Origin of the sequence: Eubacterium coprostanoligenes (assembly GCF_900167205.1) — a bacterium.
Taxonomy (GTDB): Bacteria; Bacillota; Clostridia; order Oscillospirales; family Acutalibacteraceae; genus Eubacterium_R; species Eubacterium_R coprostanoligenes.
This window is the reverse complement of record NZ_FUWW01000013.1, coordinates 13,210-36,973: the sequence shown is the minus strand read 5'-3', so window position 1 is coordinate 36,973 and position 23,764 is coordinate 13,210. Positions and strand designations below refer to the sequence as shown.

Here is a 23,764-nt window from a genome sequence, read left to right as displayed (position 1 = left end):
TTTATTTATCCTTCTTTATCACATCAATACATTGACCGTACTGAACATAAATTCTTGATGACAATGAATAAGCACTATTCACCGAAGTGTCACAGTTCACAGAATGTTTTAGCTCACCGCTTGTAAGCGAATAAACACATATTTTGTTATGAAACAATACGGTTATTTCATTTGAATTAGATGTTATTTCCTTTGAAGCAGATTTTAACGGAATGCTTGTTTTTATATTACCGTTTGATTTTACATAATCAAGTTTTGATTTTGACGAATTTGAAAAGTCGCTGTAATTAATCAAAAGCTCATTTGACGATGTGTAGCAATAATTCACAGTTGAAATACTGCCTTGTTTCAATATATATTCAACATTTTTGCCCGACTTTACAATCGACAAGAAATCGCTTCCGACTATGTATAAATTGTTTGAATCTGTAAAATGCAAATCAAGAATGTCCGACTTTTTAAATTCTTTTTCAAAGGTCATTTCTTCATTTGACATATTGAAAATATGTACGGTTGATGACAAGAAAGCATCTTTTGAATTAACGCTTGTAAAAGCAAATTTAGAAGCGTTTGAGTTGACAGCAAGAGTTGTTACATAGCCGTCATTAACCTCATATTCAAGTTTTTTGCTTTCATTTTTATTTATAACTACGATTTTTGATTTTGCATCATCGCAAAAAGCGGAATAAACAATTGTTCCGTTTTTTGAAACCACAGCAGTAATAAGATTGCGATCAAGCGTCTTTTCGTATAAATTCTTTGTTGTTGAATCAAGTCTGACTCTTGTTCCGCCCCTGTCAAAAAGGCAGGTATAATTGCCGTTTGATTTAAGAACAGGAGAAGCGTAGCCGTGATCAAAAGTATATCCGGTATTGCCTGATACAGGGTCGATAGAAATAACGCTTGTGTCTGTCAAAGCATAAAACTTTCCGTTTACCATCTGCATTTCCGAATCTTTGCGAACATCAACAGAATACGGATATGCATCACTATCAACAGAACTTGAAATGCTATCTGAATTAACTCTGTTTTTTATATCGGCAAAGTCAATTTCGCAGATCTTAAGCACAATCAAAAGCAAAACAATAACAGCCAAAACAATCCAAATGATTTTTTTGATTTTTTTGTCTTTTAGCTTTTTTCTTTCTATTCTTTGATTTTCTCTTTCATTACTTGGCATAATAATTCACCTTGTTTAAGTAAAGACCTTGAGGCGGAGCTGTTTTTCCGGCTCTGCGTCTGTCTTTTGAAAGAATTATATCTTTCAGCTCACCGCTTTTAATTTTGCCTTCGTTGACAAAAAGCAATGTTCCAACCATAATTCTGACCATATTATATAAAAATCCGTCTCCGCAAACTTTAAAGTAGACAAAATCATCTTCACGCCAAACTTTGCAGGAATATATTTCTCTTACAGAATCTTCGACATCGGATTTGATACTGCAAAATCCTGAATAATCATACTTGCCAACAAAAACTTGTGCTTCTTTATTCAAATATTCTGCGTCAAGGCTCCATCTGTACCACAAAGCGTATTTTGCATAAAACGGATTGCGATATTTTCCGTTATAAATTTTATAGACATATTCCTTTGATTTGCAGCTATATCGTGGATGAAAATCAAGGCTGACTTCTTTGCAATCATATGCGGCGATGTCATCAGGCAAATATGTGTTGAGAGCCAAAACAACACTCTCGTTCGGGATATTCATATCCGTATCAAAGGATATGCAGTACATATTAGCGTGCACCCCGCTGTCTGTGCGACTGCACCCCTTGACATCAAGTCTTTTATTAAACACCTTTTCAAGGGCATTTTGAAAGACCTCTTGAACCGTCACGGCATTACTTTGCACTTGATACCCGTGATAAGCCGAGCCGTCATATCTAATTGTTACAAGTAATCTTCTCATATAACCTTACTCATAAAAATTCTTGCAAGAACAATGCCGACAAAATATATGATTGACAAAATGAGCAATACATAGTCCTTTGCAGACATTTTCATAATCTTCATTTTTGTTCTGCCTGCTCCGCCTCGATAGCATCTGCATTCCATTGCATATTCAAGCTCATTTGCTCTTCTGAAAGACGAAACAAAAAGCGGAATCATAACAGGAACAACAGCCTTTACTCTTTTAAATATTCCTCCGCTTTCCATATCAGCACCTCTGCTTTTTTGCGCAGACATAATTTTGTCCACTTCCTCAACAAGAGTAGGAATAAAGCGAAGTGCAATAGTCATAGTCATTGCAATTGAATGAACATCGACCTTAAATAATTTAAGCGGTTTCATGAGCGACTCCATTGCATCGGTCAGAGCGGTAGGAGTTGTTGTGTATGTCAAAATCAAGCCGAATATAACAAGAATAATAATTCGAAGCGCCATAAATATTGAATTATTAATTCCTTGCGCTGTGATTTTCAAAAATCCTAATTGTACAAGCGGTTCACCCGAACCATAAAAAAGATTAAGCACAGTTGTAAAAATAACAATAACAATAATCGGTTTTAAGCCTTTAAGCATAATTTTTGGTTTGATTTTTGAAATTGTTGTTACTGCAATTGAAAGGAGAAGCACCAACCCCATTGTGTAATAGTTTCTGCACAAGAATACAGAAATCATAAACAGCAGTGCAGTAATAATTTTAACTCTTGCATCTGCTTTGTGAATAACAGAATCACCCGGAAGATACTGCCCGATAGTTACATCAATCATTGCATATCCTCCTTTTTACTTTTTAGTCTTTTAAACTCTTCTATTCCCTGCTCAACAGTATAAATATCTGTTCTGCAACCAATCCCCATATCGTGAAGTTTCAAGAATGCCTCGGTTACTTCAGGAACATTAAGTCCCATTGTTTTTAGTTCTTTGCCTCTTGAATAAACCTCATCAACAGTGCCAAACATAGCCACCTTGCTGTCGTTAAACACCAAAACTCTGTCGGCAATTTTTGCAACATCCTCCATAGAGTGTGACACAAACAAAACAGTACTGCCGGATTTGTTTTGATAATCTTTTACAAGGTTCAAAATGACATCCCTGCCCTTGGGGTCAAGTCCAGCACAAGGTTCGTCCAAAATAAGCACCTGTGGCTTCATAGCAATGATTGAAGCGATAGCAACTCGGCGCTTTTGACCGCCGGATAAATCAAACGGTGATTTGTTTTCCATTGCTTTATCAAGACCGACATACTCCATACTTTCGTACACACGGCTCTTGATTTCTTCATCGTCAAGCCCCATTTGTTTTGGTCCAAAAGCAATTTCTTTAAAAATTGTTTCTTCAAATATTTGATGCTCGGGATATTGAAAGCAAAGACCGACAGCAAAACGAACCTGACGAATATTGTCCTTGTTCTCTTTTGCCCAAATATCCTTGCCGTTAACGATTACAGTGCCCTCTGTCGGCTTCAAAAGACCGTTAAGGTGTTGAATAAAAGTTGACTTGCCCGAACCTGTATGACCGATTATACCGATAATCTCGTTTTCTTGAGCGTAAAAATCAACGCCGTCAACAGCACAAAACTCAAAAGGAGTTCCTATGCCATATATGAATTTTAAATTTTCACACTCTAAAATCGCCATTATTTTTCTCTCTTTAAATATTTATATAATTCTTTTGCACACTCGTCTGAATTAAGGACGGTTTGCTCTGTGTCCAAGCCAAGACAATTGACAAGTTCTGTTGACTGCGGAACTTCAAGTGACAACGCTTTAATTTTGTCAACATCTGCAAAAACTTCTCTCGGTGTGCCGTCAAGTTTGATAACTCCATCGTCCATAACAACAACTCTGTCAGCTTTTACAGCTTCGTCCATATAGTGAGTGATGAGAACAATGGTTATGCCCTCTTCTTTGTTCAGTTTCATAACAGTGTTGATAACTTCTTTACGACCGACAGGGTCAAGCATAGCGGTTGGTTCATCAAGAATGATACACTTCGGTTTCATTGCAATGATTCCTGCAACGGCAACCCTTTGCTTTTGACCGCCCGAAAGTTTTGACGGAGTTTTAAGTCTGTATTCATACATATCAACTGTTTTTAACGCATCGTCAACTCTTTTTCTGCATTCATCGGACGGAACACCGAGATTTTCAACGCCAAATGCAACATCTTCTTCAACAATAGAAGAAACAATCTGATTGTCGGGATTTTGAAAAACCATACCCGCATCTCGTCTTATATCGTAAATACTATCATCATTTTTTGCAACTTTGCCATTAACAGTGACAGTTCCCTCATCGGCAAACAAAATACCGTTCGTAAGTTTTGCAACCGTTGATTTGCCGGAACCGTTATGTCCGAGAATTGCAACAAACGAGCCCTGCTCAATTGAAAGGTTAAAATCATTAAGTACAGGAATACTTACGGGATTATCATTTTCGTCAGTTGTTTTATACGAAAACGAAACATTTTCAAATTTAATAAGTTCCATACATCAAGCCTTCCAAATAGCTGTTGTTCCGCACGGAAGGATTCCGCCGTTTGCCGTAACAGGCAAGCCGATTTCATCTGCTTCAACGCTTCCGCCGTGTTTTGATGTGATAACAGCATCAAGTATGTACTTCATAACAGAAGCTGAAAGTCCTGTTGTGTATGAATTAAGAATAACTGCAATAGGCTCGTCTGAAAGGACTTTTTCAACTTCAAGCATAAAGTCGTACAAACATTCTTCAAGATGCCAAATTTCGCCCTTCGGACCTCTGCCGTATGAAGGTGGATCAAGAATGATAATATCGTACTTATTCTCTCGTCTGTATTCTCTTTTAACAAACTTTATGCAATCGTCAACAATCCATCTGACATCACCATCGGCAACGCCTGAAGCCTGGGCATTTTCCTTTGCCCAATTTGTCATTCCCTTTGAGGCATCAACATGCACAACGCTTGCGCCCTCTTTAAGGCAGGCAACAGTTGCAGCGCCTGTGTATGCAAAAAGATTTAAAACTTTAACCTGTTCTTTATCGGAATTTTTGATAAGCTCTCTTACATAATCCCAATTGACAGCCTGTTCCGGGAACAAACCGGTATGCTTAAAGCCCATTGTTTTGATATTGAAAGTCAAATCCTTATATCTAACCTGCCAAGCAGACGGCATATGTGAAAACACCTGCCATTTACCGCCACCTGTTTTTGATCTGACATATCTTGCATTTGGCTGAAACCAAAGTTTATGATTTTTTTCACTTTTCCAAATAACCTGTGGGTCGGGTCTGATTAAAATCTCTCTTGTCCAGCGTTCAAGTTTTTCACCGCAAGAACAATCAATCAATTCGTAATCTTTCCAATCTTTTGAATATCTCATTATGAAAGTCTTTCCTTAACTACCTCAGCAATTTGTTCACCAAGTTTTTGTATATGATTTATATCCTTGCCCTCAAGCATAACTCTAACCAAAGGTTCTGTACCGCTTACTCTTACAAGCACTCGACCATCACCCATAAGTTCCATTTCAGCCTTTTGAGTTGCAGCAATAATATATTCATCATTATTATATTTTTTCTTACCCTCTGCCGACACTTTAACATTGATAAGCACTTGAGGATAAACCTGCATAACAGAAGCAAGTTCAGACAACTTTTTACCGCTTTTTACAACAGCTTCAAGAAGTTGAACACCCGAAAGTTCGCCGTCACCGGTTGTAGCATAATCAAGAAAAATAACATGACCCGATTGTTCGCCGCCGATATTATAGCCTTCTTTAAGCATCTTTTCAAGAACATATCTGTCGCCTACAGCAGTCTTTTCGCACTTAATGTCGTGCTCCTCGCAGAACTTGAAGAAACCCATATTACTCATAACAGTAACAACTGCGGTATCTTTTTTGAGTGTTCCCTCTTGTTTCATTTTTGATGAGCAAATAGCAATTACTTTGTCGCCGTCAACAAGTTCTCCGTTTTCGTCAACAGCAAGCATTCTGTCAGCATCACCGTCAAATGCAAGGCCTAAATCAAGACCTGCATCCTTGACAAACTTCATAAGTTCTTCAGGATGAGTTGAACCGCATTTGTCGTTGATGTTCACTCCGTCAGGAGTGTCAGAAAGCATAAAGCACTTTGCACCAAGTGAAGTGAAGATTTCTTTTGCACACGCACTTGCAGAACCATTTGCGCAATCAAGCGCAATTTTAAGTCCGTCAAATTTAACATCTGTTGTTGCAACAACATGCTCAATATAGTCTTTTAATGCGGATTTGCATTTCGTTGCGTTGCCGACTTCACCGCCGATTTTGTACTCGATTTTTTCGGTATTATCAAGAATGATAGATTCAATTTCATCTTCAAGTGCATCATCGAGTTTATATCCTGATTTTTGAAAAATCTTAATGCCGTTATATTCGCAAGGATTATGAGAAGCGGAAATCATAATTCCTGCCTCACATTCGTAAAGTCCTACAAGATAAGCAACTGCCGGAGTTGGAACAACACCAACAGAAAGGACATTGCATCCAACACTGCAAAGACCGGCAGTAAGAGCTGCTTCAAGCATATCACCCGACGCTCTTGTGTCCTTACCGATAAGAACAGTTGGCTTTGCGCTCTTTGATTCTTTAAGCAACACTTCAGCAGCCGCAGCGCCGATTTGCATTGCAAGTTCATTTGTTAAATCTTTATTTGCAATTCCTCTTACACCATCTGTACCAAAAAGTCTACCCATAACTTCTCCTTATAAATCAAATGACTGCTGTGGATTATCTGTATTATTTTCAAAACCGAGATGTTTATAACCGGCAGGAGTGACAATTCTGCCTCTTGGAGTTCTTGCCAAAAATCCTATTTGCATAAGATACGGCTCATAAACATCCTCAATAGTAACCGATTCTTCACCGATTGCGGCAGAAATAGTTTCAAGTCCGACAGGACCGCCGTTATAATTCTTAATCATAGTTGTTAAAAGTCTGCGGTCGATTGAATCAAGACCAAGTTCGTCAATCTCCATACTGTTAAGAGCTGACGCTGCAGCTTCGGCAGTAATAACGCCTTCATACTTAACCTCGGCAAAATCTCTGCTTCGTTTAAGCAATCGGTTTGCAATACGAGGTGTTCCTCTTGAACGGCTTGCAATTTGATATGCGCCTTCATCATCAACAGGAATATTGAGAATTTTTGACGACCTCTTAACAATTTGTGAAAGCTCCTCGGGAGTGTACATTTCAAGTCGAAGAATAACTCCAAATCTGTCACGAAGGGGTGCGGAAAGCTGGCCTGCTCTTGTTGTCGCACCGATAAGCGTGAATTTTGGCAAGCTCAATTGATAGCTTCTTGCACTCGGTCCTTTGCCGATTATAATATCAATCTTGCCGTCTTCCATCGCAGGATAGAGGATTTCCTCAACCGTTCTGTTAAGTCTGTGAATTTCATCAATAAAAAGGACATCGCCTTGTTCAAGATTTGAAAGAATAGCAACCAAATCACCTTGTTTTTCAATCGCAGGACCTGAAGTAACACGAATGTTAACGCCCATCTCGTTTGCAACAATTCCTGCAAGAGTGGTTTTGCCAAGTCCCGGCGGACCATAGAACAAAACATGGTCGAGTGGTTCGCCACGCTGTTTTGCGGCTTTAATATAAATCGAAAGATTTTCCTTTGCCTTTTCCTGTCCGACATAATCGGTCAGTTGTTTTGGTCTTAAGGAATTTTCTATTTCCTCGTCAGCAGGAGTGTATTCCGGTGCTGACATACGATTTTCAAAATCATATTCAAATTCGTTTTCTATCATAATTTCACCTGTTATAAGTTAGCAGAAAGGCTTTGAAGTCCTTTTCTAATCATATCATCAACAGACATATTCGGATCAAGTTTGCCGACAACGAGCGACGCATCGGATTGACTAAATCCAAGAGAAACAAGAACCTCAATAGCTTCTGACGAATTACTGCCGACAACTTGTGATTGAATGTTTTCAACAACAGTTGCGGTTTCTCCTCCGGCAATAATATTCATTTTGTCTTTCAATTCAAGAACAATGCGTTCGGCTGTTTTCTTGCCGACACCCTGTGCAACCTGAATAGACTTTACATCTCCGCACGAAACGGCAACGGCAAGTCTGTCAGGAGCCAAAGCAGACAAAATTGAAATCGCAGCCTTTGGTCCGACACCACTTACAGAAATAAGAAGTTTGAACGCATCGAGTTCATTTTGAGTTGAAAAGCCATACAAATCCATAGCGTCTTCTCTGATGCTCATATATGTCAGCAATCTTACCTCTGTTCCGATTGAGGTCAAAGAAGTGATGGTAGTTGTACTTACAAAACATTTGAAGCCGACTCCGCCACACTCAACAACCGCAAAGGTTGGTTCAAGATATGTAAGTGTACCCTTTAAGCTGTAAATCATTGTTTATCTCCAAAATTAATCATATTGTTGATTTTATTCATTGCAGAGCCACTGCAATGAGCGTGGCAAATTGCCATAGCCAAAGCATCAGCCGTATCATCCGGTTTTGGAATAGCAGGCAAATTTAGAATACTTTTTGTCATTTCCATAACCTGCTTTTTTTCTGCTCTGCCGTATCCTGTTACCGATTGTTTAACCTGTAATGGAGTATATTCGTAAATATCTTTCATATTCATTTGTGCCGCAAGAGTGATAACTCCCCTTGCCTGTGCAACATCAATAACAGTCTTTTGGTTTGAATTGTAAAAAAGTTTTTCCATACTCATAACTTCAGGCTTATATTTTTCAAAAATATAGCACATATCGTTATAGATAGTTTGAAGTCTTTGAGGAAACGGCGAGTCGGCAGGAGTTGTTATAGCTCCGTAACCGAGTACACGAAAATGCGAGTGATAATATTCAATTACACCCCATCCTACAATTGCATAGCCCGGGTCGATTCCTAATATAACCATTTCAAGACGCTCTTTTACATAATATTTTTAAAAATTATACCATATTTACATATAATTTGCAATATTAATTATAATATTTATATATAATAAAAGAGGACGAATCAAATCGTCCTCTAAAAAATTATAGTAAAATCAAACAATACCCTGTGCCATCATTGCATCTGCAACTTTTTCGAAGCCTGCAATGTTTGCACCTGCAACATAGTCGCCGTCAAGGCCATACTTTTTAGCAGCGTTGTCGATATTGTGATAAATGTTAATCATAATATCCTTGAGCTTTGCATCAACCTTTTCGAATGTCCAGCTGACACGCTCACTGTTTTGGCTCATTTCAAGAGCAGATGTTGCAACACCGCCTGCGTTGGCAGCCTTACCAGGAGCAAACATTACACCATGCTCTTGGAGATACTTTGTAGCTTCAAGAGTTGTTGGCATATTAGCACCCTCTGCAACAGCAATACAGCCGTTTTCAACAAGAAGTTTAGCATCATCAATTGTGAGTTCGTTTTGAGTTGCACAAGGCAAAGCAACATCACACTTGATTTGCCATACACCTCTGCCTGCGTGATACTGAGCAGATGGGCGAGCTTCCGCATAAGCGGTAAGTCTTTCTCTTCTGTTTTCCTTAATATCTTTAAGGAGAGCAACATCAATGCCGTCTTTATCGTAAACCCAACCTGTTGAATCAGAAACGGTAACAACTTTTGCACCGAGCATTTGTGCCTTTTCAACTGCATAAATAGCAACATTACCTGAACCAGAAACACAAACAGTCTTGCCCTCGATAGTAGAATCGTTGCACTTAAGCATTTCTTCTGTAAAATAAAGAAGTCCGTAACCTGTTGCCTCTGTTCTTGCAAGAGAACCGCCAAATGAAAGACCCTTACCGGTAAGTACGCCTTCATAGGTACCGCAAATTCTCTTATATTGACCGAACATATAGCCGATTTCTCTTGCGCCTGTACCGATATCACCTGCAGGGACATCAGTATCAGCACCGATAACTTTGCAAAGTTCTGTCATAAAGCTTTGGCAGAACATCATAATTTCTCTGTCGCTCTTGCCCTTCGGGTCAAAGTCAGAGCCACCCTTACCGCCACCGATTGGAAGTCCGGTAAGTGAGTTTTTGAATATTTGCTCAAAACCAAGGAATTTAATAATACCAAGGTTTACACTTGGATGAAGTCTTAAACCGCCTTTGTATGGACCGATAGCAGAGTTAAACTGTACACGATAGCCGCGATTTACATGTACTTGACCCTTGTCGTCAATCCAAGGAACTCTAAATCGAAGAATTCTTTCAGGCTCAATAATTCTTTCAAGAAGAGCAACCTGACGGTATTTCTTCTCGTTAGCATCAATTACAGGACGAAGTGAATTAAGAACCTCACTTACAGCCTGTACAAATTCAGGTTCATAATAGTCTTTTCTTTCAAGATACTCGAGTATCTCATCAACATAAGCCATAGCTTATTCCTCCGTATTTCGTTTGTTATATAACTTTAACTAATTAAAGCATTTATATAATATCACACCAATATTATTTTGTCACTATTTTTGGATAAATTTTATAAAATTATTTACATTTTTTCGTCAATATGCTAAAATATTTGTATAAATTTAACAAAGGAGAAAGTATGAAATCAGCATTGATTATTTTTGCGGTTTTAATAATATTAATATATATTTCCCCGCTTTATAAATCAAAAATAAACATCGGAAATATTTTTGGAATATTATTAGGCATAGTTTTGCTTTTGCTTGCAATATTTCAAAATGAAATAAAAATGTTCTACCAAACACCAATCGGCAAAATTGTAATAAATATTATCTCATTAACAGCCGTTTTATTTTTCATTTTATTCTTTGCAACCTTGTTCAAAATCATTAAAAATTCACGAAGCACAGCCAAAAACGAAAATACAGTTATAGTTTTAGGTTGCAGAGTTAAAGGAAGTATTCCGTCAAAATCACTTGTAAAAAGATGTCTTGTAGCAAGAGATTATATGACAAAAAATAAAAATGCCATTGCAATCCTGTCAGGCGGTCAAGGTGCTGACGAAGATATATCCGAAGCTGAATGTATGGAACGAATTCTAAATTCATACGGAATAGAAAAAGAACGATTGATTAAAGAAGAAAAATCAACATCAACATATGAAAATATGCTGTTTTCAAAACAAATAATTGATAAATTAAATCTGTCAAAAAGCATTGCAATTGCAACAAGCGAATATCATATGCTTCGAGCAAAAATGTATGCTCGAAAAGTTGGTTTTGTTTCGTCGTCACTCCCTGCAAAAAGCATACCGATACTGCGAGTTGCATATTTTACAAGAGAAGTTTTCGGAATATGGTATATGAAAATAACAGAGGCTTTACAAAAATAAGTAAAGCCTCTGTTATTAGTTTAATCGTCAAATGGCTCTGAATAGTCTTGATCATCACCAAACTGATTGAAGTAATCATCTAAATCATCCTGGTCAAATGCTCCGTCATTGTCGTCGTCATCGTCATCATCTCGGTCGTCATTATTAAAACCGTATTGATAACCATTATCATAATTATAATTATTTTTATCTCGTGCAAAATTTGTTGTATAAAACATTCCGGAAAACTGCATATACAAGCCGATAGTTAAAACAATGACATACAAAACCGCAGCAGATATTGCAGTAGTTTTGGCAACCTTATGGTGCTTTTCGTTGTCAACTATCAAATAATCCGTGAATTGTGTTGAACCGCATTGCGGACAAACAGCAAATGAATTATCAAGAGAAATTCCGCAACAGTTACATATTTTAGGCTGAATTTTCTTTGCATTCTTTCTGACAATCAAATAAACAATTGCGGTCGGAATCGGAAAGAAAAATCCAAGAACAGCAAATGTTATTCTGTTTTTAATGCCTCTTGCCTTTGAGTCCTCGCTGATTGCAACAGAGGTCAAAACGCAAACAAGGATTGACAAAAACGAAGATAATAAAACTAAAATCGCAAGTTTAATCAATTCTTGATTGCCGCCTGAAAGTCGACTGAAAAATGTCATAAAATCACATCCTAAAATAATTTTTCTTTATTTTACCGACTGCCTTTGACAAATCGGTTATAGTATCGTAATCATAATACGGGGCTTTTTGTTTTTGATAATCCAGCAATTCAGGACAAATATCCTTGTTGATTATCCACTTTTTAATAGCGAAATCATCCCTGATTTTCTTTGTAAGATAGCCGTTGCCGAATATCGTAAAATCATCAAGCAAAAGGAACACACCTTGCTGAAAGCGCATCAAATCGTTGGTAGGTACATCAATCAGCTTTGCCGTAGGGGCGCTGATTTCAAATATTGACCTGCCCTTTATTTCTTCAATCAAATCCTTGTTTTTAAGCAGATTTTCTTTGCCGTATTCTTTGCGTTTCAGCAAACTTTCCTTGCTATATTCCTTTAGTGCATCGGTTGCGTTTGTAGGTGCTTCTCGGAGTACAATAACATTATAATTCTTCATCCACTCATTTGCAATATGAGAATGAGTGGTATAGTCGTTTTCGTCCTTGATTTCAACGGTATAAAAAAGAATATCTTCGTCATATTCCGTTCTGTTTTTCAATGCAAAAGACAAAGAAACAAAAGGATTTTTCGTTAAATCAATCAGCGGACTCAAACCAAAATAATGCTGTGAAAAGCTCAAAAACGGATATAAATTATCCTCTGATAAACCACCGATGGTCTTTTTGAACACATCGGTATATTCGGGATATTTATTATAAAAATAGAGCAATCTTTGAGCATCAAGTTGTGCAAAATTTTCGTCATCATCAAGCACAATATTTCTATGTCTGAAAATAGACGGCAAAAGCGGACGGTCAATACTTCTTATCCTTTCGCCTCTGAAGTAAATTCTGTCACCGTGAGCATACGGAACAATAATATTTTCATAAAACTCCTGAAACGAATCTATTCTTTGAGATTGTGCACGAAAGTCAAAATCGAGCTCGTCTTCAAGTTTGCCTGCCAAATCATACAATTTGTTAAACTTTTTCATCAATACTTGTTATGTACCTTTTCTGCAAAGCAGACAAAGTCCTTTAGTTCAATTTTTGTACCGTCATCAAGAATTGCCGTGCCGTTCATCTTGCCGAAAACCTGATGCTGATCGGTAACGATAACCTTAACATCAATCAACGCACTTCTGTCGATAATCGGTGTGAAATCCATATCAAATCTGCCATCGGACGATTTAATTGTCCAAGGGTCAGTGTAATTGTCACTGATATTGAACACAACATCATCAAATTTGTTTGCAATGCCATTATAGAAAATAACATTTTCGCTTGCGGCGGATGTATCACCAAAGCCATAGCCGATGTTAAAACCAAACGGTACACCGTCTATTTGTCCCGAACCGGAGCCCCAATACCAAACATTATCTCTTGTCCAAACACCTCTGCCCCAATCAAGACCCGCAAAGTCTGTTTCAGGGTTGAGTGTGTAGGTTTTGCCTTTGTATGTTACTGTTCCGCTTGCACGCATACAGTTAATCTTTTGATTATAATAAAACGCTTTTTTATCCTCTGCCCAAGGTGTTGCAATAACCATACTGTCACGAGGTTCATCTGTAAGAATAATATCACAGGAAACGCCCTGCTTGTTATCAAATGATTTGTAGTTCATTTTTATTGCTCTTGAATCGCCAATGTGTTTGAATGAAACATCAAGATTTTTATTTTTGAACGAAACATCGCCTCTTGCAGAATGTGACGGCAAATTTGTTTTGCCCATAGGAAACGGAGTAAGCTCCGATTGAGTGTGTTCAACTGCTTTGTCAAGGTCAATAAAGCTGACGCTGTACATACCAAGATAACTCAAATCGGATATTGTGAGAGCAAGGCAAAACTTGTTAGAATTTGACATTATATAATAATAATCCCATTCTTTGATTCTTGTCTTGCGTTTTTTTATCATATTTCTGTCATATTTTTGAACCAATGTTTTGCTCCAACCCGGCTCGATAAGATGACCGTTTTCATCAAGAAGATTGTGGCTGTTTACTACTTCGTGATTTCTCATGGCTGACTCCTTAAATTATATAATCAAAGTTTGAAACATCCGAATTTTTATCAACAATATCCTGCAATGTTATGCTGTCAAGATATTCGGATATAACCTTGTACAACCCTTTCCAAATAGGAAGAGTAATACAATCCTCTGCTCTGTCACACAAAATAGGCGAATTATCAAGACAAGACACGGGAGCAAGACCGCCCTCTGTCAAACGCAAAATATCTCCTACTGTATATTCATTTGCGTTTTTTGCCAGTCTGTATCCGCCCTGATAACCTCTGTTTGTACGAAGAACATCAGGTTTATTGAGAATTGCCACAATTTGCTCCAAATATTTTTTGGAAATTTCCTGTCTGTTTGCTATATCCTTCAAAGACACATATCCATCGCCTTGATTTTGCGCTAAGTCAATCATCATACGCAGTGCATATCTGCCTTTTGTAGAAATTTTCAAAACATCATCTCCAATCCTTGTTATAATAATACCACCATTTTAGTAGGTTTTCAAGGATTTTATTTAAAATACGGCATAAAGATTGCTCTCTATGCCGTAATTTTATATATTAGGAGTTAAACTGAAAATCGCCGTCAGAAAAGTCAACAGTGCACTTTGAACCCTCGCCGATTGTCTTATCAAGAATAAGCTCGGAAAGTCTATCCTCAATCTTTGACTGAATAGCACGACGAAGCGGTCTTGCACCATAGGTTTTATCAAAGCCCTCTTTTGCAAGCTCTGTGATGGCATTGTCTGTAAAATCAAGTTCAATGCCAAGGTCTGCTGTTCTCTTCTTCAAAGATTTAAGCATACGCTTTGCAATTTCCTCAATGTCGTTTTGGTCAAGCTGATTGAATACGATAATATCATCAAGACGGTTAAGGAATTCAGGCTTAAAGGTCTTTTTCAAATCAGGCATTACCAAATCTTCGATTGAAAGTTTCTTGCCATCCTCTTGAACAAAGCCAAGAGCAAGTTTTTCATCAGTGATCTTTGAAGCGCCGACATTTGAAGTCATAATGATGATTGCATTCTTGAACGAAACTTTTCTGCCCTGTGAATCAGTCAATACACCGTCTTCGAGAATTTGAAGAAGCATATTAAACACATCAGGATGAGCCTTTTCAATTTCATCAAAAAGTACAACGCTGTATGGCTTTCTTCTGATTTTCTCGGTCAACTGACCGCCTTCATCAAAGCCAACATATCCCGGAGGCGCACCGATAAGTTTTGAAACAGTGTGCTTTTCCATATATTCGGACATATCAAGTTTGATAATTGCGTTTTCATCGCCAAACATTGCTTCTGCAAGGGATTTACAGAGTTCTGTTTTACCAACACCGGTTGGGCCAAGGAATATGAACGAACCGATAGGTCTGTTAGGGTTTTTAAGTCCTACTCTGCCTCTCCTGATTGCCTTTGAAATTGCACTTACAGCCTTATCTTGACCGACAATTCTTTCGTGCAGGATTTTCTCCATATTAAGCAATCTTTCGCTTTCTTCTTTTGTAAGTTGATTTACAGGAACGCCTGTCCACTGAGAAACAACTTGTGCAATTTCTTCGCTTGAAACTGCCTTTACATCATGGTTTGAAGAATTACGCCACTTTGATTTTTCGTCATTAAGAAGTTTATTGAGTTCATTTGCCTTATCTCTGATCTTTGCAGCTTCTTCAAATTTTTGGTTATTGACTGCATCCTGCTTTTCGGCATTAAGACGCTTAATTTCTTCTTCCATATCCTTAAGATTTTGAGGAAGTGTGTAAGCATTAAGTCTTACAACCGAAGCAGCCTCATCAATAAGGTCAATAGCCTTATCAGGCAAAAATCTGTCGTTAATATATCTTGATGAAAGTTTTACAGCCGAATTAATAGCGTCATCGGTAATTTTTACCTTATGATGTGCCTCATACTTATCACGAAGACCTTTAAGAATTTCAACAGTTTCTTCTTCTGTTGGTTCACCGACTGTTACAGGCTGAAATCTTCTTTCAAGTGCAGCATCTTTTTCAATATTCTTTCTGTATTCTGAAATAGTTGTTGCACCGATTACTTGAATTTCGCCACGAGCAAGTGACGGCTTGAGGATGTTGGCAGCGTCAACTGCACCTTCGGCAGCACCTGCACCCATAATGTTGTGAATTTCATCAATAAAGAGGATAACATCCTTGTTGTCCTTGACTTCATCCATTGCCTTTTTAATTCTTTCCTCAAAATCGCCTCTGTACTTTGTACCGGCTACCATTGAAGTCAAATCAAGTGAATAAATAGTTTTGTTTGCAAGCATTTCAGGAACTTCACCGTTAACGATTTTAAGTGCAAGTCCCTCTGCGATTGCGGTTTTACCAACACCCGGTTCACCAATAAGGCAAGGATTGTTTTTGTTTCGTCTTGAAAGAATTTGAATAACTCTTTCAATTTCCTTTTCTCTGCCGATTACAGGGTCAATCTTGCCCTGCTTTGCAAGCTCTGTAAGATTCTTGCCGAATTCATCAAGAGTAGGAGTTTTGCTCTTGCCCTTTTTCTTTGATGATGACTGTGGGTTTGAGTCATAGCTGTTTGAACTCAAATCGCTAATCAAATCATCAAAAACTCTTTGAGAATCTGTGCCAAGTTCATTGATGAACTTTACAGCATAGCTGTCGTCCTCTTTAAGAAGTGCAGCGAGCAAATGCTCAACACTTACATAGGAATTACGCATTGTTCTTGCAATTTGGAAAGAAATTTCAATTATTCTCTTTGCTCTCGGCGTGAAATCATCCGGAGTAAGAGATGTTGGGTTGCCAACGCCTATTTCTTCACGAATAAGGCGGTCTACACCCTCATAAGTAATATTATTGTTGGTGAGTGCAGGAATGGTTGAATCGGTTGAAAGCAGGCCTATAAGGATATGCTCTGTGCCGATATAATTGTGACCATATGCCTGTGCACTTTTGATTGCGAGGTTAAGCACCTCATTAGCTTTCGTAGTAAATGAATTAAAACGATACATAATATCATCGCCTTTCACTGTAAATTAATGACAGTGCGAAACGCTACACCAATTTTTCTCTGACTATTTGTGCTCTTAAGGTTTCGCACATTGACTGAGTTAAATCTGATTTTGATGACTCAACAAGAGTTGCATCAAATAGGTTATACATCATATCCCCGATAAGTTTGTATGAATAATCAAAGTATCCAAGCGATATACCGAGTCTGACTAAAGAAATACTGTTTAAAAATTCATCAACAGACAGCTTTCTTGCAAGTTTAAGTATGCCCAAAGTTCGATAAATTTTATCCTCACATTCGGCGTTTTCTTTGAGAGAATCTCTGAGTTTTCGTTCTTGAAGTACAATTTGATTACAAACCGAATTCAAATTATCAATTGCACTTTTCTCGGTAATACCGAGAGTTACCGTATTTGTAAGGATATAAAAATCTCCTGCTCCGCCATCATACATTTCGCTCAGAACGAAGCCGAGTTTCGAAACTGTGGTTGACAGCTTTGGAATAACATTCCTTTGAGCAAGTGCCGGCAAATGAAGAACGATTGAAACATTAAGACCTGTACCCAAATTGTACGGAGATGATGTCAAAAATCCATATTTGTCCGAATATGCAATAGGAAGTCCGTCAATTAATATATCATCAATGTCGTTTGCTTTGTTATAAGCATAAAGAGGATTTTGACCGGCAGAAAACGATGAAATTCTAATATGGTCATCATCATTTATCATTATGCTGACATCCTCATTTTTTGAAAGAAGAAAAGAGGAATTTTCTTTTGCAAAGCTGTCGGAAATTAAATCCTTTTCCGCATAAGACAAAGCCTTCGCTTTTGAAATATCGGAGGTATTGATTAAATCAAATTCCTGTGCAAGCGGTGAATTTTTTATACAGGCAAAAACCTTTTTAACTACCGCTCTTTTGGCGTCGTTGTTCATTCTCATTGGAAATGGTGTGTGTGCCAAATTTCGCATAAGCACAGCCTTTGAATACAACACAACATCCGCATTATCAGATGTGTTTTTATATCTGCTTTCCATCATCAATTCTCCTTGTTAAGCTCCTTGATTTTATCTCGAAGAGTCGCCGCATCTTCAAATCTTTGTTCCTTTACGGCTTGTTTAAGCTCTTCCTTGAGTTGTGCCAAGGTGTCGTTAGCTGTTTTCTTTTCGGTATTTGTAGCCTCGGTATAGGTTACATTTTTACCGATATGTTTTACATTTCCGTGGATTTTTTCAACGCTTGGGGCAAGTCTGTCATCAAACTTGTCATAGCAATCCGAACAACCCACATGACCGGAATTTACAATATCATTGAGTGTTGAACCGCAAGTTGCACAGCTGTTCAATCCAACAAGTGAATTAAATGCACTTGCACCTGCGCCCAAAAGATTGCCGAAGAAACTGTCGCCGAAAAAGCTATCGGCTGAAAATGGTTCAAAGCTAAAATCATTCATAACTCCGAGTTCTCTTGCGCAATCCTCGCAAAGATACATTTCTTCCTTTTGACCGTTAATAATTCTTTGAATATGAGTATTAGCCTCATTCATATGACAATGTGTACATTTCATAAATAACGCCTCCAATTTAATCAATATATGCAAGAAGCATCTGCTTTAGCTGTCTTGCACGAATAACATTTGCGTATTCCTTTGGAACACCTTTAAAATTGCTGTCTGCAACAGCGCAAACCATCATTTTGGTTGCCTTGTCATTAATCAATTTTTGATAATTACAATTTATTAAATTTGCCTTTGCACTTCTCTCGTCAATACTGTTTCCTATTGAATTAATGAAGCCCATTAAAGCGTTTTGCGGAGAAGTTGCACGGGTGATTAAGATATATCCTCCGCCACCTCGCCTGCTCTCAATCTGATAGCCGGCTTCGGGGGTAAACCTTGATGTAATCACATAGTTAATTTGACTTGGCACACAACCGATTCTGTTTGCTAAATCATTACGCTGAATTTGAACAGTTGATGTATTATCGTCAAACATATCAAGTATCATATCAGCTATTACATCACTCATCTTCATTTCTTAATCATCTTCTTTCTAAATCATATTGAACAATTCATCAAACTCTGACTTTGACTTTCTTTGTCCTTTAATTGTGTTATATCACAAAGGTCAGAAAAAGTCAATAGTTTTTTTGACTTTTTTCAAAAAATATTTTTGTCGAAAAAGTAACCACAAATATACGAAATTCATAAAATAAAATATATGCCTTTGGCTGTTATGGCAGGTATATATAAATTGATGAAAAGGTGATAAATATGATGATATACAATCAAAGGGAGCAGCACTGTATATGCCCTGCTCCAATTAAGCCTTGTCCGTGTCCTCCACCACCTCCGCCAAGACCACCGTTCCCTCCTGCTCCGCCGGAGCCTATTCCTGTTCCGTATCCGGTAGTTGGTCCGACAGGTCCAACCGGTCCAATGGGTCCTATGGGTCCGCAAGGTGTACAGGGCTATCAAGGAACGCAAGGTCCGATCGGTCCAACAGGACCACAAGGTATTCCGGGTCCTGATGGTGCAATAGGTCCAACCGGTCCGCAAGGAGTTCCGGGTGCCGTAGGTGCAACAGGTGCGGTAGGTCCGACAGGACCTCAAGGTCCGCAGGGTGTTGCAGGTGCAACGGGCGCAGTAGGTCCGACAGGTCCTCAAGGTCCGCAGGGTGTTGCAGGTGCAACTGGTGCAGTAGGTCCGACAGGCCCTGCGGGCGGAATTAGCGAATATGCGTCATTTTATGCACTTGCTCCAAACGACAATCCTACCGCTATTGCACAAAATACAGCAGTAGAATTTCCAAATACGTCAGCTTCAACAACAGGCATTACAAGATTAACTAATTCAACATTTAATTTAGCAGATACAGGAACTTATCTTATAATGTTTAAGGTAAATACAAATACAGCCGGTCAATTAGGCATTGCGGTTAACGGTGCTGTTCAACCGAATGCAACATTCGGAAATGCAGCCGACTACGGAATAATTGAAGGCAAAACAATCATTACAACAACAGCGGCAAACACTGTTTTAAGCATTGTAAATCCTATCGCAACAGCCTTTACCGTTACACCGTCTGCAGGCGGTACAGAAGCTACAGTATCGGATTTTACAATTATAAAACTTGCGTAAATAAAGGTGGCATATGCCACCGTACATAGAGGTGATTTTTTGAAAATAGCTGTTTATGCCATCTCAAAAAACGAAGAAAAATTTGTTGAGCGTTGGGTAAATTCTATGAACGAAGCCGACGAAATATATGTTGCAGATACTGGCTCAACAGACAAAACCGTTGAGTTATTAAAACAAAAAGGTGTTATTGTAAACTCTGTTAAAATCGAACCTTGGAGATTTGATGATGCACGAAACAAATCATTGGAATTTGTAAGCGAAGATGTTGATATTTGCGTTTGCACCGACCTTGATGAAGTGTTCACAAAAGGTTGGAGAAAAGAGTTGGAAGAAAAATGGACAAACGACACAACAAACGCAAGATACAACTATATTTGGAGTTTTGATGAAAACGGAAAACCGAAAACATCATTTTATATTGAAAAAATCCATTCGAGGCATAATTTCAAATGGCTATATCCCGTTCACGAAGTTTTGCAATACACAGTCAAACAACAGCAAAAATATATAACATTGGACAATGTAACCCTAATGCATTATCCCGATAAAAAGAAATCAAGAGGTCAGTATTTGCCACTTCTTGAATTATCGGTAAAAGAAAATCCGAATGACGACCGGAATATGCACTACCTCGGACGAGAGTATATGTTTTATAAAATGTACGACAAAAGCATTGAAACATTGAAAAAGCACCTTGCATTGCCAAGTGCCAAATGGAAAGACGAGCGTTGTGCATCAATGCGTTATATTGCAAAATGTTATATCAATAAAGCCGATTACGAGCAGGCGAAACAATGGTATGAAACGGCAATTAAGGAAGCACCATATTTACGAGAACCTTATATTGAATACGCACAACTTGAATATGAACTAAAAAATTGGAACAAAGTCGCAGAATTGATTGAAAACGCTTTGAAAATCAAGGAACGACCGATGACATATATCAGCGAGAGTTACTGCTGGGGATATTTTCCATACGACATGCTTACAATTGCATATTTCAATTTGAACAATTATTCCCTATCATTAAAAAACGCCGTGTCTGCATATCTTCTTGAGCCAGAAAACGAAAGACTAAAGGACAATATACAAAATATAAAGGAATTCATCAATTGACGAATTCCTAAATTATTTATTTAATAATTGTGTATCCCGCATCAACAACAGCTTGTTCCAAAACGGCTGTATCAACATCCTTGGAAAGTTCAACGGTTGCCTGTTTTTCTGTATGACTTGCAACAGCTGAAGTTACGCCATCAATTGCTTCAAGTGCTTTTTTTACGGCAGCTTCGCAATGCGGGCACATCATTCCGTCAATTTTAATTGTTTTTGTCATTTTAAATTCCTCCGTATAATCTATATTTACTTCTTTGATTTTTCTGTCATTTTTTGAACTTGTTACATTTACAAAATTAAGCCTCAACGCATTCATAACAACGCAAAAGCTCGAAAGGCTCATCGCAGCCGCACCGAACATCGGATTGAGTGTCCAGCCTGTGATTGGAATCCACACGCCGGCAGCCAACGGAATACCTATAATATTATAAATGAAAGCCCAAAACAAATTTTCTTTTATATTAGTAAGTGTATGACGGCTAAGCCTGATTGCGGAGCAAACATCTGATAGCTTGCTGTTCATCAAAACAACATCTGCGCTGTCAACTGCAACATCTGCGCCTGCACCGATGGCAATGCCGACATCTGACCTTGTAAGAGCCGGAGCGTCATTTACACCGTCACCAACCATAGCTACCTTGCCGAATGATTGAAGTTTTTTCACAACAGCTTCTTTACCGTCAGGCAAAACGTCGGATATAACCATATCAACGCCTGTTTGCTTGCCGATTGCATCAGCCGTGCGTTTGTTGTCGCCTGTGAGCATAACAACCTTTATTCCCATATTTTTAAGTTGCTTGATTGCTTCAGGACTGTCTTGTTTGATTGTATCGGCAACAGCAATAACACCAATCAGTTTTTCATCTTTTGCAAAAAGCAACGGAGTTTTGCCCTCATTTGACAATCTTTCAATATCGCTTTTAACTGATGAAATATCACAAACAGTTGAAATATACTTTGAACTGCCTGCATAAATCTTGAAATTTTCCAAAGTTCCGCACAAACCATTGCCTGTTTTAGATTCAAAATCTGTAATATCAAATGGCGGAATTTGTACTGTTTCGGATTTTTCCACTATCGCTTTTGCAAGCGGATGCTCACTTTTTATTTCAAGCGAATAAGCAAGTTGCAAAAGGTCATTTTCAGAAATGCCAACAGGAATTACATCAGTAACCTTTGGTTTGCCCTCGGTTATAGTACCAGTTTTGTCAAGAACAACTATTTGAGTTTTGCCCGCTTCTTCAAGAGAAACAGCGGTTTTAAACAAAATACCGTTCTTTGCGCCTTTGCCGTTGCCGACCATAATCGCAACAGGGGTTGCCAATCCAAGAGCACAAGGACAGCTGATAACCAAAACGCTGATTGCTCTGCTGAGTGAATATCCAAACGGCTTTGGCACAATCAACCACACGATAAAAGTGATAATCGCAATGGCAATAACAGTCGGAACAAACACTCCGGATACTTTGTCGGCAAGTTTTGCAATAGGAGCTTTTGTAGCCGAAGCATCGGACACAAGATTGATTATCTGTGCCAATGTTGTATCTTCACCGACTCTCGTAGCCTTGCATTTTAAAAATCCCGATTTATTAATTGTGGCTGATGTAACCTTGTCATCAACTGCTTTGTCAACAGGCAAGCTCTCACCCGTAAGCACGGATTCGTCAATAGCACTTTCGCCGTCAATAACTATTCCGTCAACAGGAACACTTTCGCCAGGTCTGACAACAAAAATATCGCCGACAGCCACATCGTCAATATCAACCGTTATTTCTTTGCCGTCACGAATAACATTTGCTGTTTTCGGAGAAAGCGACATCAAGCCTTTCAAAGCATCGGTTGTTCTGCCTTTTGAATATGCTTCAAGAGTTTTGCCGACTGTAATCAAGGCAAGAATCATAGCTGCGGATTCAAAATAAAAATCATCCATATATGACATAACCGCAGACATATCGCCTTTTGTTTGTGCAACCGTCATTGCAAAAAGTGCATAGGCGCTGTATACAAACGACGCACCGCTTCCGAGAGCAACAAGAGTGTCCATATTCGGTGATTTGTGGATAAGCCCCTTGAAACCACTGATAAAGAAATTTTGATTTATCACCATAATGATGATGGCAAAAAGCATTTGAGCAAGACCCATGGCAATATGGTTGTTTTCCATAAAACTCGGGAGTTTCCAGCCCCACATCATATGCCCCATAGAGATATACATCAATGGTGCAAGGAACAGCAAAGATGCTACAAGTCGCTTAACTAATTTCGGTGTTTGAGTATCTTTCAATTCATCATCGGAATTACTTTTAACTTTTTTATTTTTTATTTTAAGCGAAGCTCCGTATCCTGCTTTTTCCACTGCATCAATAATTTCTTTTGATGTAGCGGTGCCCTCAACGCCCATTGAATTTGTTAATAAATTTACAGAGCAAGAAGAAACTCCGTCAACCGAGCTAACCGCTTTTTCCACTCTTGCGGAACAAGCAGCACAGCTCATACCTGTCACATTATATTGAGTCATTTTTACCTCGTTTCTGAAGTTTGCAATAATAACACAAAGGCAATCAGCCGCAAAAGCCTATTGTGTTAATATGATTACCGAGTAATCA

Annotated in this window: 23 protein-coding genes; 3 read left to right on the top strand and 20 right to left on the bottom strand. The window is 38.4% G+C overall.

Going from position 1 to position 23,764, the window contains the following annotated elements:
• Position 1: 1 nt before the first annotated feature.
• The 11 genes from B5D29_RS06345 to gdhA form a co-directional block, all read right to left on the bottom strand.
• Complete coding sequence (locus B5D29_RS06345) at positions 2-1,180, bottom strand: DUF5711 family protein (protein ID WP_078768748.1); 1,179 nt, start codon at positions 1,178-1,180, stop codon at positions 2-4.
• Positions 1,170-1,913, bottom strand: coding sequence for a tRNA pseudouridine(38-40) synthase TruA (truA, locus tag B5D29_RS06340; protein ID WP_078768747.1), 744 nt, complete (start codon positions 1,911-1,913; stop codon positions 1,170-1,172). Before truA ends, B5D29_RS06345 begins: the two co-directional genes overlap by 11 nt.
• On the bottom strand, positions 1,910-2,719 hold the full coding sequence (locus tag B5D29_RS06335) for an energy-coupling factor transporter transmembrane component T family protein (RefSeq protein ID WP_078768746.1): 810 nt from the start codon (positions 2,717-2,719) through the stop codon (positions 1,910-1,912). The genes truA and B5D29_RS06335 overlap by 4 nt, the downstream gene beginning before the upstream one ends.
• The gene (locus B5D29_RS06330) at positions 2,716-3,588 is read right to left on the bottom strand and encodes an energy-coupling factor transporter ATPase (protein WP_078768745.1); all 873 of its coding nucleotides are present in this window, start codon (positions 3,586-3,588) and stop codon (positions 2,716-2,718) included. Before B5D29_RS06330 ends, B5D29_RS06335 begins: the two co-directional genes overlap by 4 nt.
• Entirely contained in the window at positions 3,588-4,439 is an 852-nt protein-coding gene (locus B5D29_RS06325; protein WP_078768744.1) for an energy-coupling factor transporter ATPase, read from the bottom strand. Before B5D29_RS06325 ends, B5D29_RS06330 begins: the two co-directional genes overlap by 1 nt.
• A gap of 3 nt (positions 4,440-4,442) precedes the next feature.
• Positions 4,443-5,309 (bottom strand): class I SAM-dependent methyltransferase, encoded by an 867-nt coding sequence (locus B5D29_RS06320; RefSeq protein ID WP_078768743.1) that lies wholly within the window; start codon positions 5,307-5,309, stop codon positions 4,443-4,445.
• Positions 5,309-6,661, bottom strand: coding sequence for a phosphoglucosamine mutase (gene glmM, locus B5D29_RS06315; RefSeq protein WP_078768742.1), 1,353 nt, complete (start codon positions 6,659-6,661; stop codon positions 5,309-5,311). The genes B5D29_RS06320 and glmM overlap by 1 nt, the downstream gene beginning before the upstream one ends.
• 9 nt (positions 6,662-6,670) lie before the next feature.
• A complete protein-coding gene (gene ruvB / locus B5D29_RS06310; RefSeq protein WP_078768741.1) occupies positions 6,671-7,723 on the bottom strand; it encodes a Holliday junction branch migration DNA helicase RuvB in 1,053 nt (350 codons plus the stop codon).
• Between the two features lie 11 nt (positions 7,724-7,734).
• Positions 7,735-8,340 (bottom strand): Holliday junction branch migration protein RuvA, encoded by a 606-nt coding sequence (gene ruvA, locus B5D29_RS06305; RefSeq protein WP_078768740.1) that lies wholly within the window; start codon positions 8,338-8,340, stop codon positions 7,735-7,737.
• Positions 8,337-8,855, bottom strand: a complete 519-nt coding sequence (ruvC, locus tag B5D29_RS06300) for a crossover junction endodeoxyribonuclease RuvC (protein WP_078768739.1) — start codon at positions 8,853-8,855, stop codon at positions 8,337-8,339. Before ruvC ends, ruvA begins: the two co-directional genes overlap by 4 nt.
• A 132-nt stretch (positions 8,856-8,987) precedes the next feature.
• Positions 8,988-10,322, bottom strand: coding sequence for an NADP-specific glutamate dehydrogenase (gene gdhA / locus B5D29_RS06295; RefSeq protein WP_078768738.1), 1,335 nt, complete (start codon positions 10,320-10,322; stop codon positions 8,988-8,990).
• A gap of 170 nt (positions 10,323-10,492) precedes the next feature.
• Here gdhA and B5D29_RS06290 point away from each other — a divergent pair, with 170 nt between their 5' ends.
• The gene (locus B5D29_RS06290) at positions 10,493-11,245 is read left to right on the top strand and encodes a YdcF family protein (RefSeq protein ID WP_159443418.1); all 753 of its coding nucleotides are present in this window, start codon (positions 10,493-10,495) and stop codon (positions 11,243-11,245) included.
• A gap of 20 nt (positions 11,246-11,265) precedes the next feature.
• On the opposite strand, the gene B5D29_RS06285 is transcribed toward B5D29_RS06290, so the two are convergent.
• The 8 genes from B5D29_RS06285 to B5D29_RS06250 form a co-directional block, all read right to left on the bottom strand.
• On the bottom strand, positions 11,266-11,901 hold the full coding sequence (locus tag B5D29_RS06285; RefSeq protein ID WP_078768736.1) for a hypothetical protein: 636 nt from the start codon (positions 11,899-11,901) through the stop codon (positions 11,266-11,268).
• Between the two features lie 4 nt (positions 11,902-11,905).
• Positions 11,906-12,895, bottom strand: a complete 990-nt coding sequence (locus B5D29_RS06280) for an FRG domain-containing protein (RefSeq protein ID WP_078768735.1) — start codon at positions 12,893-12,895, stop codon at positions 11,906-11,908.
• On the bottom strand, positions 12,895-13,920 hold the full coding sequence (locus B5D29_RS06275) for a DUF2804 domain-containing protein (protein WP_078768734.1): 1,026 nt from the start codon (positions 13,918-13,920) through the stop codon (positions 12,895-12,897). Before B5D29_RS06275 ends, B5D29_RS06280 begins: the two co-directional genes overlap by 1 nt.
• A 10-nt stretch (positions 13,921-13,930) precedes the next feature.
• Positions 13,931-14,368: an RrF2 family transcriptional regulator gene (locus tag B5D29_RS06270; protein WP_078768733.1), complete on the bottom strand. Its 438-nt coding sequence runs from the start codon at positions 14,366-14,368 to the stop codon at positions 13,931-13,933.
• Positions 14,369-14,477: 109 nt separating this feature from the next.
• Positions 14,478-16,901 carry an ATP-dependent Clp protease ATP-binding subunit gene (locus tag B5D29_RS06265; protein ID WP_078768732.1) on the bottom strand — a complete coding sequence of 808 codons (2,424 nt, stop codon included), beginning with the start codon at positions 16,899-16,901 and terminating at the stop codon, positions 14,478-14,480.
• A gap of 43 nt (positions 16,902-16,944) precedes the next feature.
• Positions 16,945-17,943, bottom strand: coding sequence for a hypothetical protein (locus tag B5D29_RS06260; protein ID WP_078768731.1), 999 nt, complete (start codon positions 17,941-17,943; stop codon positions 16,945-16,947).
• Complete coding sequence (locus B5D29_RS06255; RefSeq protein WP_078768730.1) at positions 17,943-18,470, bottom strand: UvrB/UvrC motif-containing protein; 528 nt, start codon at positions 18,468-18,470, stop codon at positions 17,943-17,945. Before B5D29_RS06255 ends, B5D29_RS06260 begins: the two co-directional genes overlap by 1 nt.
• 16 nt (positions 18,471-18,486) lie before the next feature.
• Positions 18,487-18,936 carry a CtsR family transcriptional regulator gene (locus tag B5D29_RS06250; protein ID WP_078768729.1) on the bottom strand — a complete coding sequence of 150 codons (450 nt, stop codon included), beginning with the start codon at positions 18,934-18,936 and terminating at the stop codon, positions 18,487-18,489.
• Between the two features lie 239 nt (positions 18,937-19,175).
• Between B5D29_RS06250 and B5D29_RS06245 the strand changes: the two genes are divergently transcribed.
• Both B5D29_RS06245 and B5D29_RS06240 read left to right on the top strand, forming a co-directional pair.
• Positions 19,176-20,042 (top strand): collagen-like domain-containing protein, encoded by an 867-nt coding sequence (locus B5D29_RS06245; protein ID WP_143406741.1) that lies wholly within the window; start codon positions 19,176-19,178, stop codon positions 20,040-20,042.
• A gap of 39 nt (positions 20,043-20,081) precedes the next feature.
• Positions 20,082-21,158: a tetratricopeptide repeat-containing glycosyltransferase gene (locus B5D29_RS06240; RefSeq protein WP_078768727.1), complete on the top strand. Its 1,077-nt coding sequence runs from the start codon at positions 20,082-20,084 to the stop codon at positions 21,156-21,158.
• A gap of 16 nt (positions 21,159-21,174) precedes the next feature.
• On the opposite strand, the gene B5D29_RS06235 is transcribed toward B5D29_RS06240, so the two are convergent.
• A complete protein-coding gene (locus B5D29_RS06235; protein ID WP_078768726.1) occupies positions 21,175-23,676 on the bottom strand; it encodes a heavy metal translocating P-type ATPase in 2,502 nt (833 codons plus the stop codon).
• Positions 23,677-23,764: the final 88 nt, after the last annotated feature.

Bases quoted from the DNA above. Each gene is read 5' to 3' on its own strand.
- gdhA (WP_078768738.1), bottom strand. From the start codon at position 10,322: ATGGCTTATGTTGATGAGATACTCGAGTATCTTGAAAGAAAAGACTAT.
- ruvC (WP_078768739.1), bottom strand. From the start codon at position 8,855: ATGGTTATATTAGGAATCGACCCGGGCTATGCAATTGTAGGATGGGGT.
- B5D29_RS06345 (WP_078768748.1), bottom strand. From the start codon at position 1,180: ATGCCAAGTAATGAAAGAGAAAATCAAAGAATAGAAAGAAAAAAGCTA.
- B5D29_RS06330 (WP_078768745.1), bottom strand. From the start codon at position 3,588: ATGGCGATTTTAGAGTGTGAAAATTTAAAATTCATATATGGCATAGGA.
- ruvA (WP_078768740.1), bottom strand. From the start codon at position 8,340: ATGATTTACAGCTTAAAGGGTACACTTACATATCTTGAACCAACCTTT.
- B5D29_RS06275 (WP_078768734.1), bottom strand. From the start codon at position 13,920: ATGAGAAATCACGAAGTAGTAAACAGCCACAATCTTCTTGATGAAAAC.
- B5D29_RS06325 (WP_078768744.1), bottom strand. From the start codon at position 4,439: ATGGAACTTATTAAATTTGAAAATGTTTCGTTTTCGTATAAAACAACT.
- B5D29_RS06235 (WP_078768726.1), bottom strand. From the start codon at position 23,676: ATGACTCAATATAATGTGACAGGTATGAGCTGTGCTGCTTGTTCCGCA.
- B5D29_RS06255 (WP_078768730.1), bottom strand. From the start codon at position 18,470: ATGAAATGTACACATTGTCATATGAATGAGGCTAATACTCATATTCAA.
- B5D29_RS06285 (WP_078768736.1), bottom strand. From the start codon at position 11,901: ATGACATTTTTCAGTCGACTTTCAGGCGGCAATCAAGAATTGATTAAA.
- glmM (WP_078768742.1), bottom strand. From the start codon at position 6,661: ATGGGTAGACTTTTTGGTACAGATGGTGTAAGAGGAATTGCAAATAAA.
- B5D29_RS06320 (WP_078768743.1), bottom strand. From the start codon at position 5,309: ATGAGATATTCAAAAGATTGGAAAGATTACGAATTGATTGATTGTTCT.
- B5D29_RS06265 (WP_078768732.1), bottom strand. From the start codon at position 16,901: ATGTATCGTTTTAATTCATTTACTACGAAAGCTAATGAGGTGCTTAAC.
- B5D29_RS06245 (WP_143406741.1), top strand. From the start codon at position 19,176: ATGATGATATACAATCAAAGGGAGCAGCACTGTATATGCCCTGCTCCA.
- B5D29_RS06280 (WP_078768735.1), bottom strand. From the start codon at position 12,895: ATGAAAAAGTTTAACAAATTGTATGATTTGGCAGGCAAACTTGAAGAC.
- B5D29_RS06260 (WP_078768731.1), bottom strand. From the start codon at position 17,943: ATGATGGAAAGCAGATATAAAAACACATCTGATAATGCGGATGTTGTG.
- B5D29_RS06290 (WP_159443418.1), top strand. From the start codon at position 10,493: ATGAAATCAGCATTGATTATTTTTGCGGTTTTAATAATATTAATATAT.
- ruvB (WP_078768741.1), bottom strand. From the start codon at position 7,723: ATGATAGAAAACGAATTTGAATATGATTTTGAAAATCGTATGTCAGCA.
- truA (WP_078768747.1), bottom strand. From the start codon at position 1,913: ATGAGAAGATTACTTGTAACAATTAGATATGACGGCTCGGCTTATCAC.
- B5D29_RS06250 (WP_078768729.1), bottom strand. From the start codon at position 18,936: ATGAAGATGAGTGATGTAATAGCTGATATGATACTTGATATGTTTGAC.
- B5D29_RS06335 (WP_078768746.1), bottom strand. From the start codon at position 2,719: ATGATTGATGTAACTATCGGGCAGTATCTTCCGGGTGATTCTGTTATT.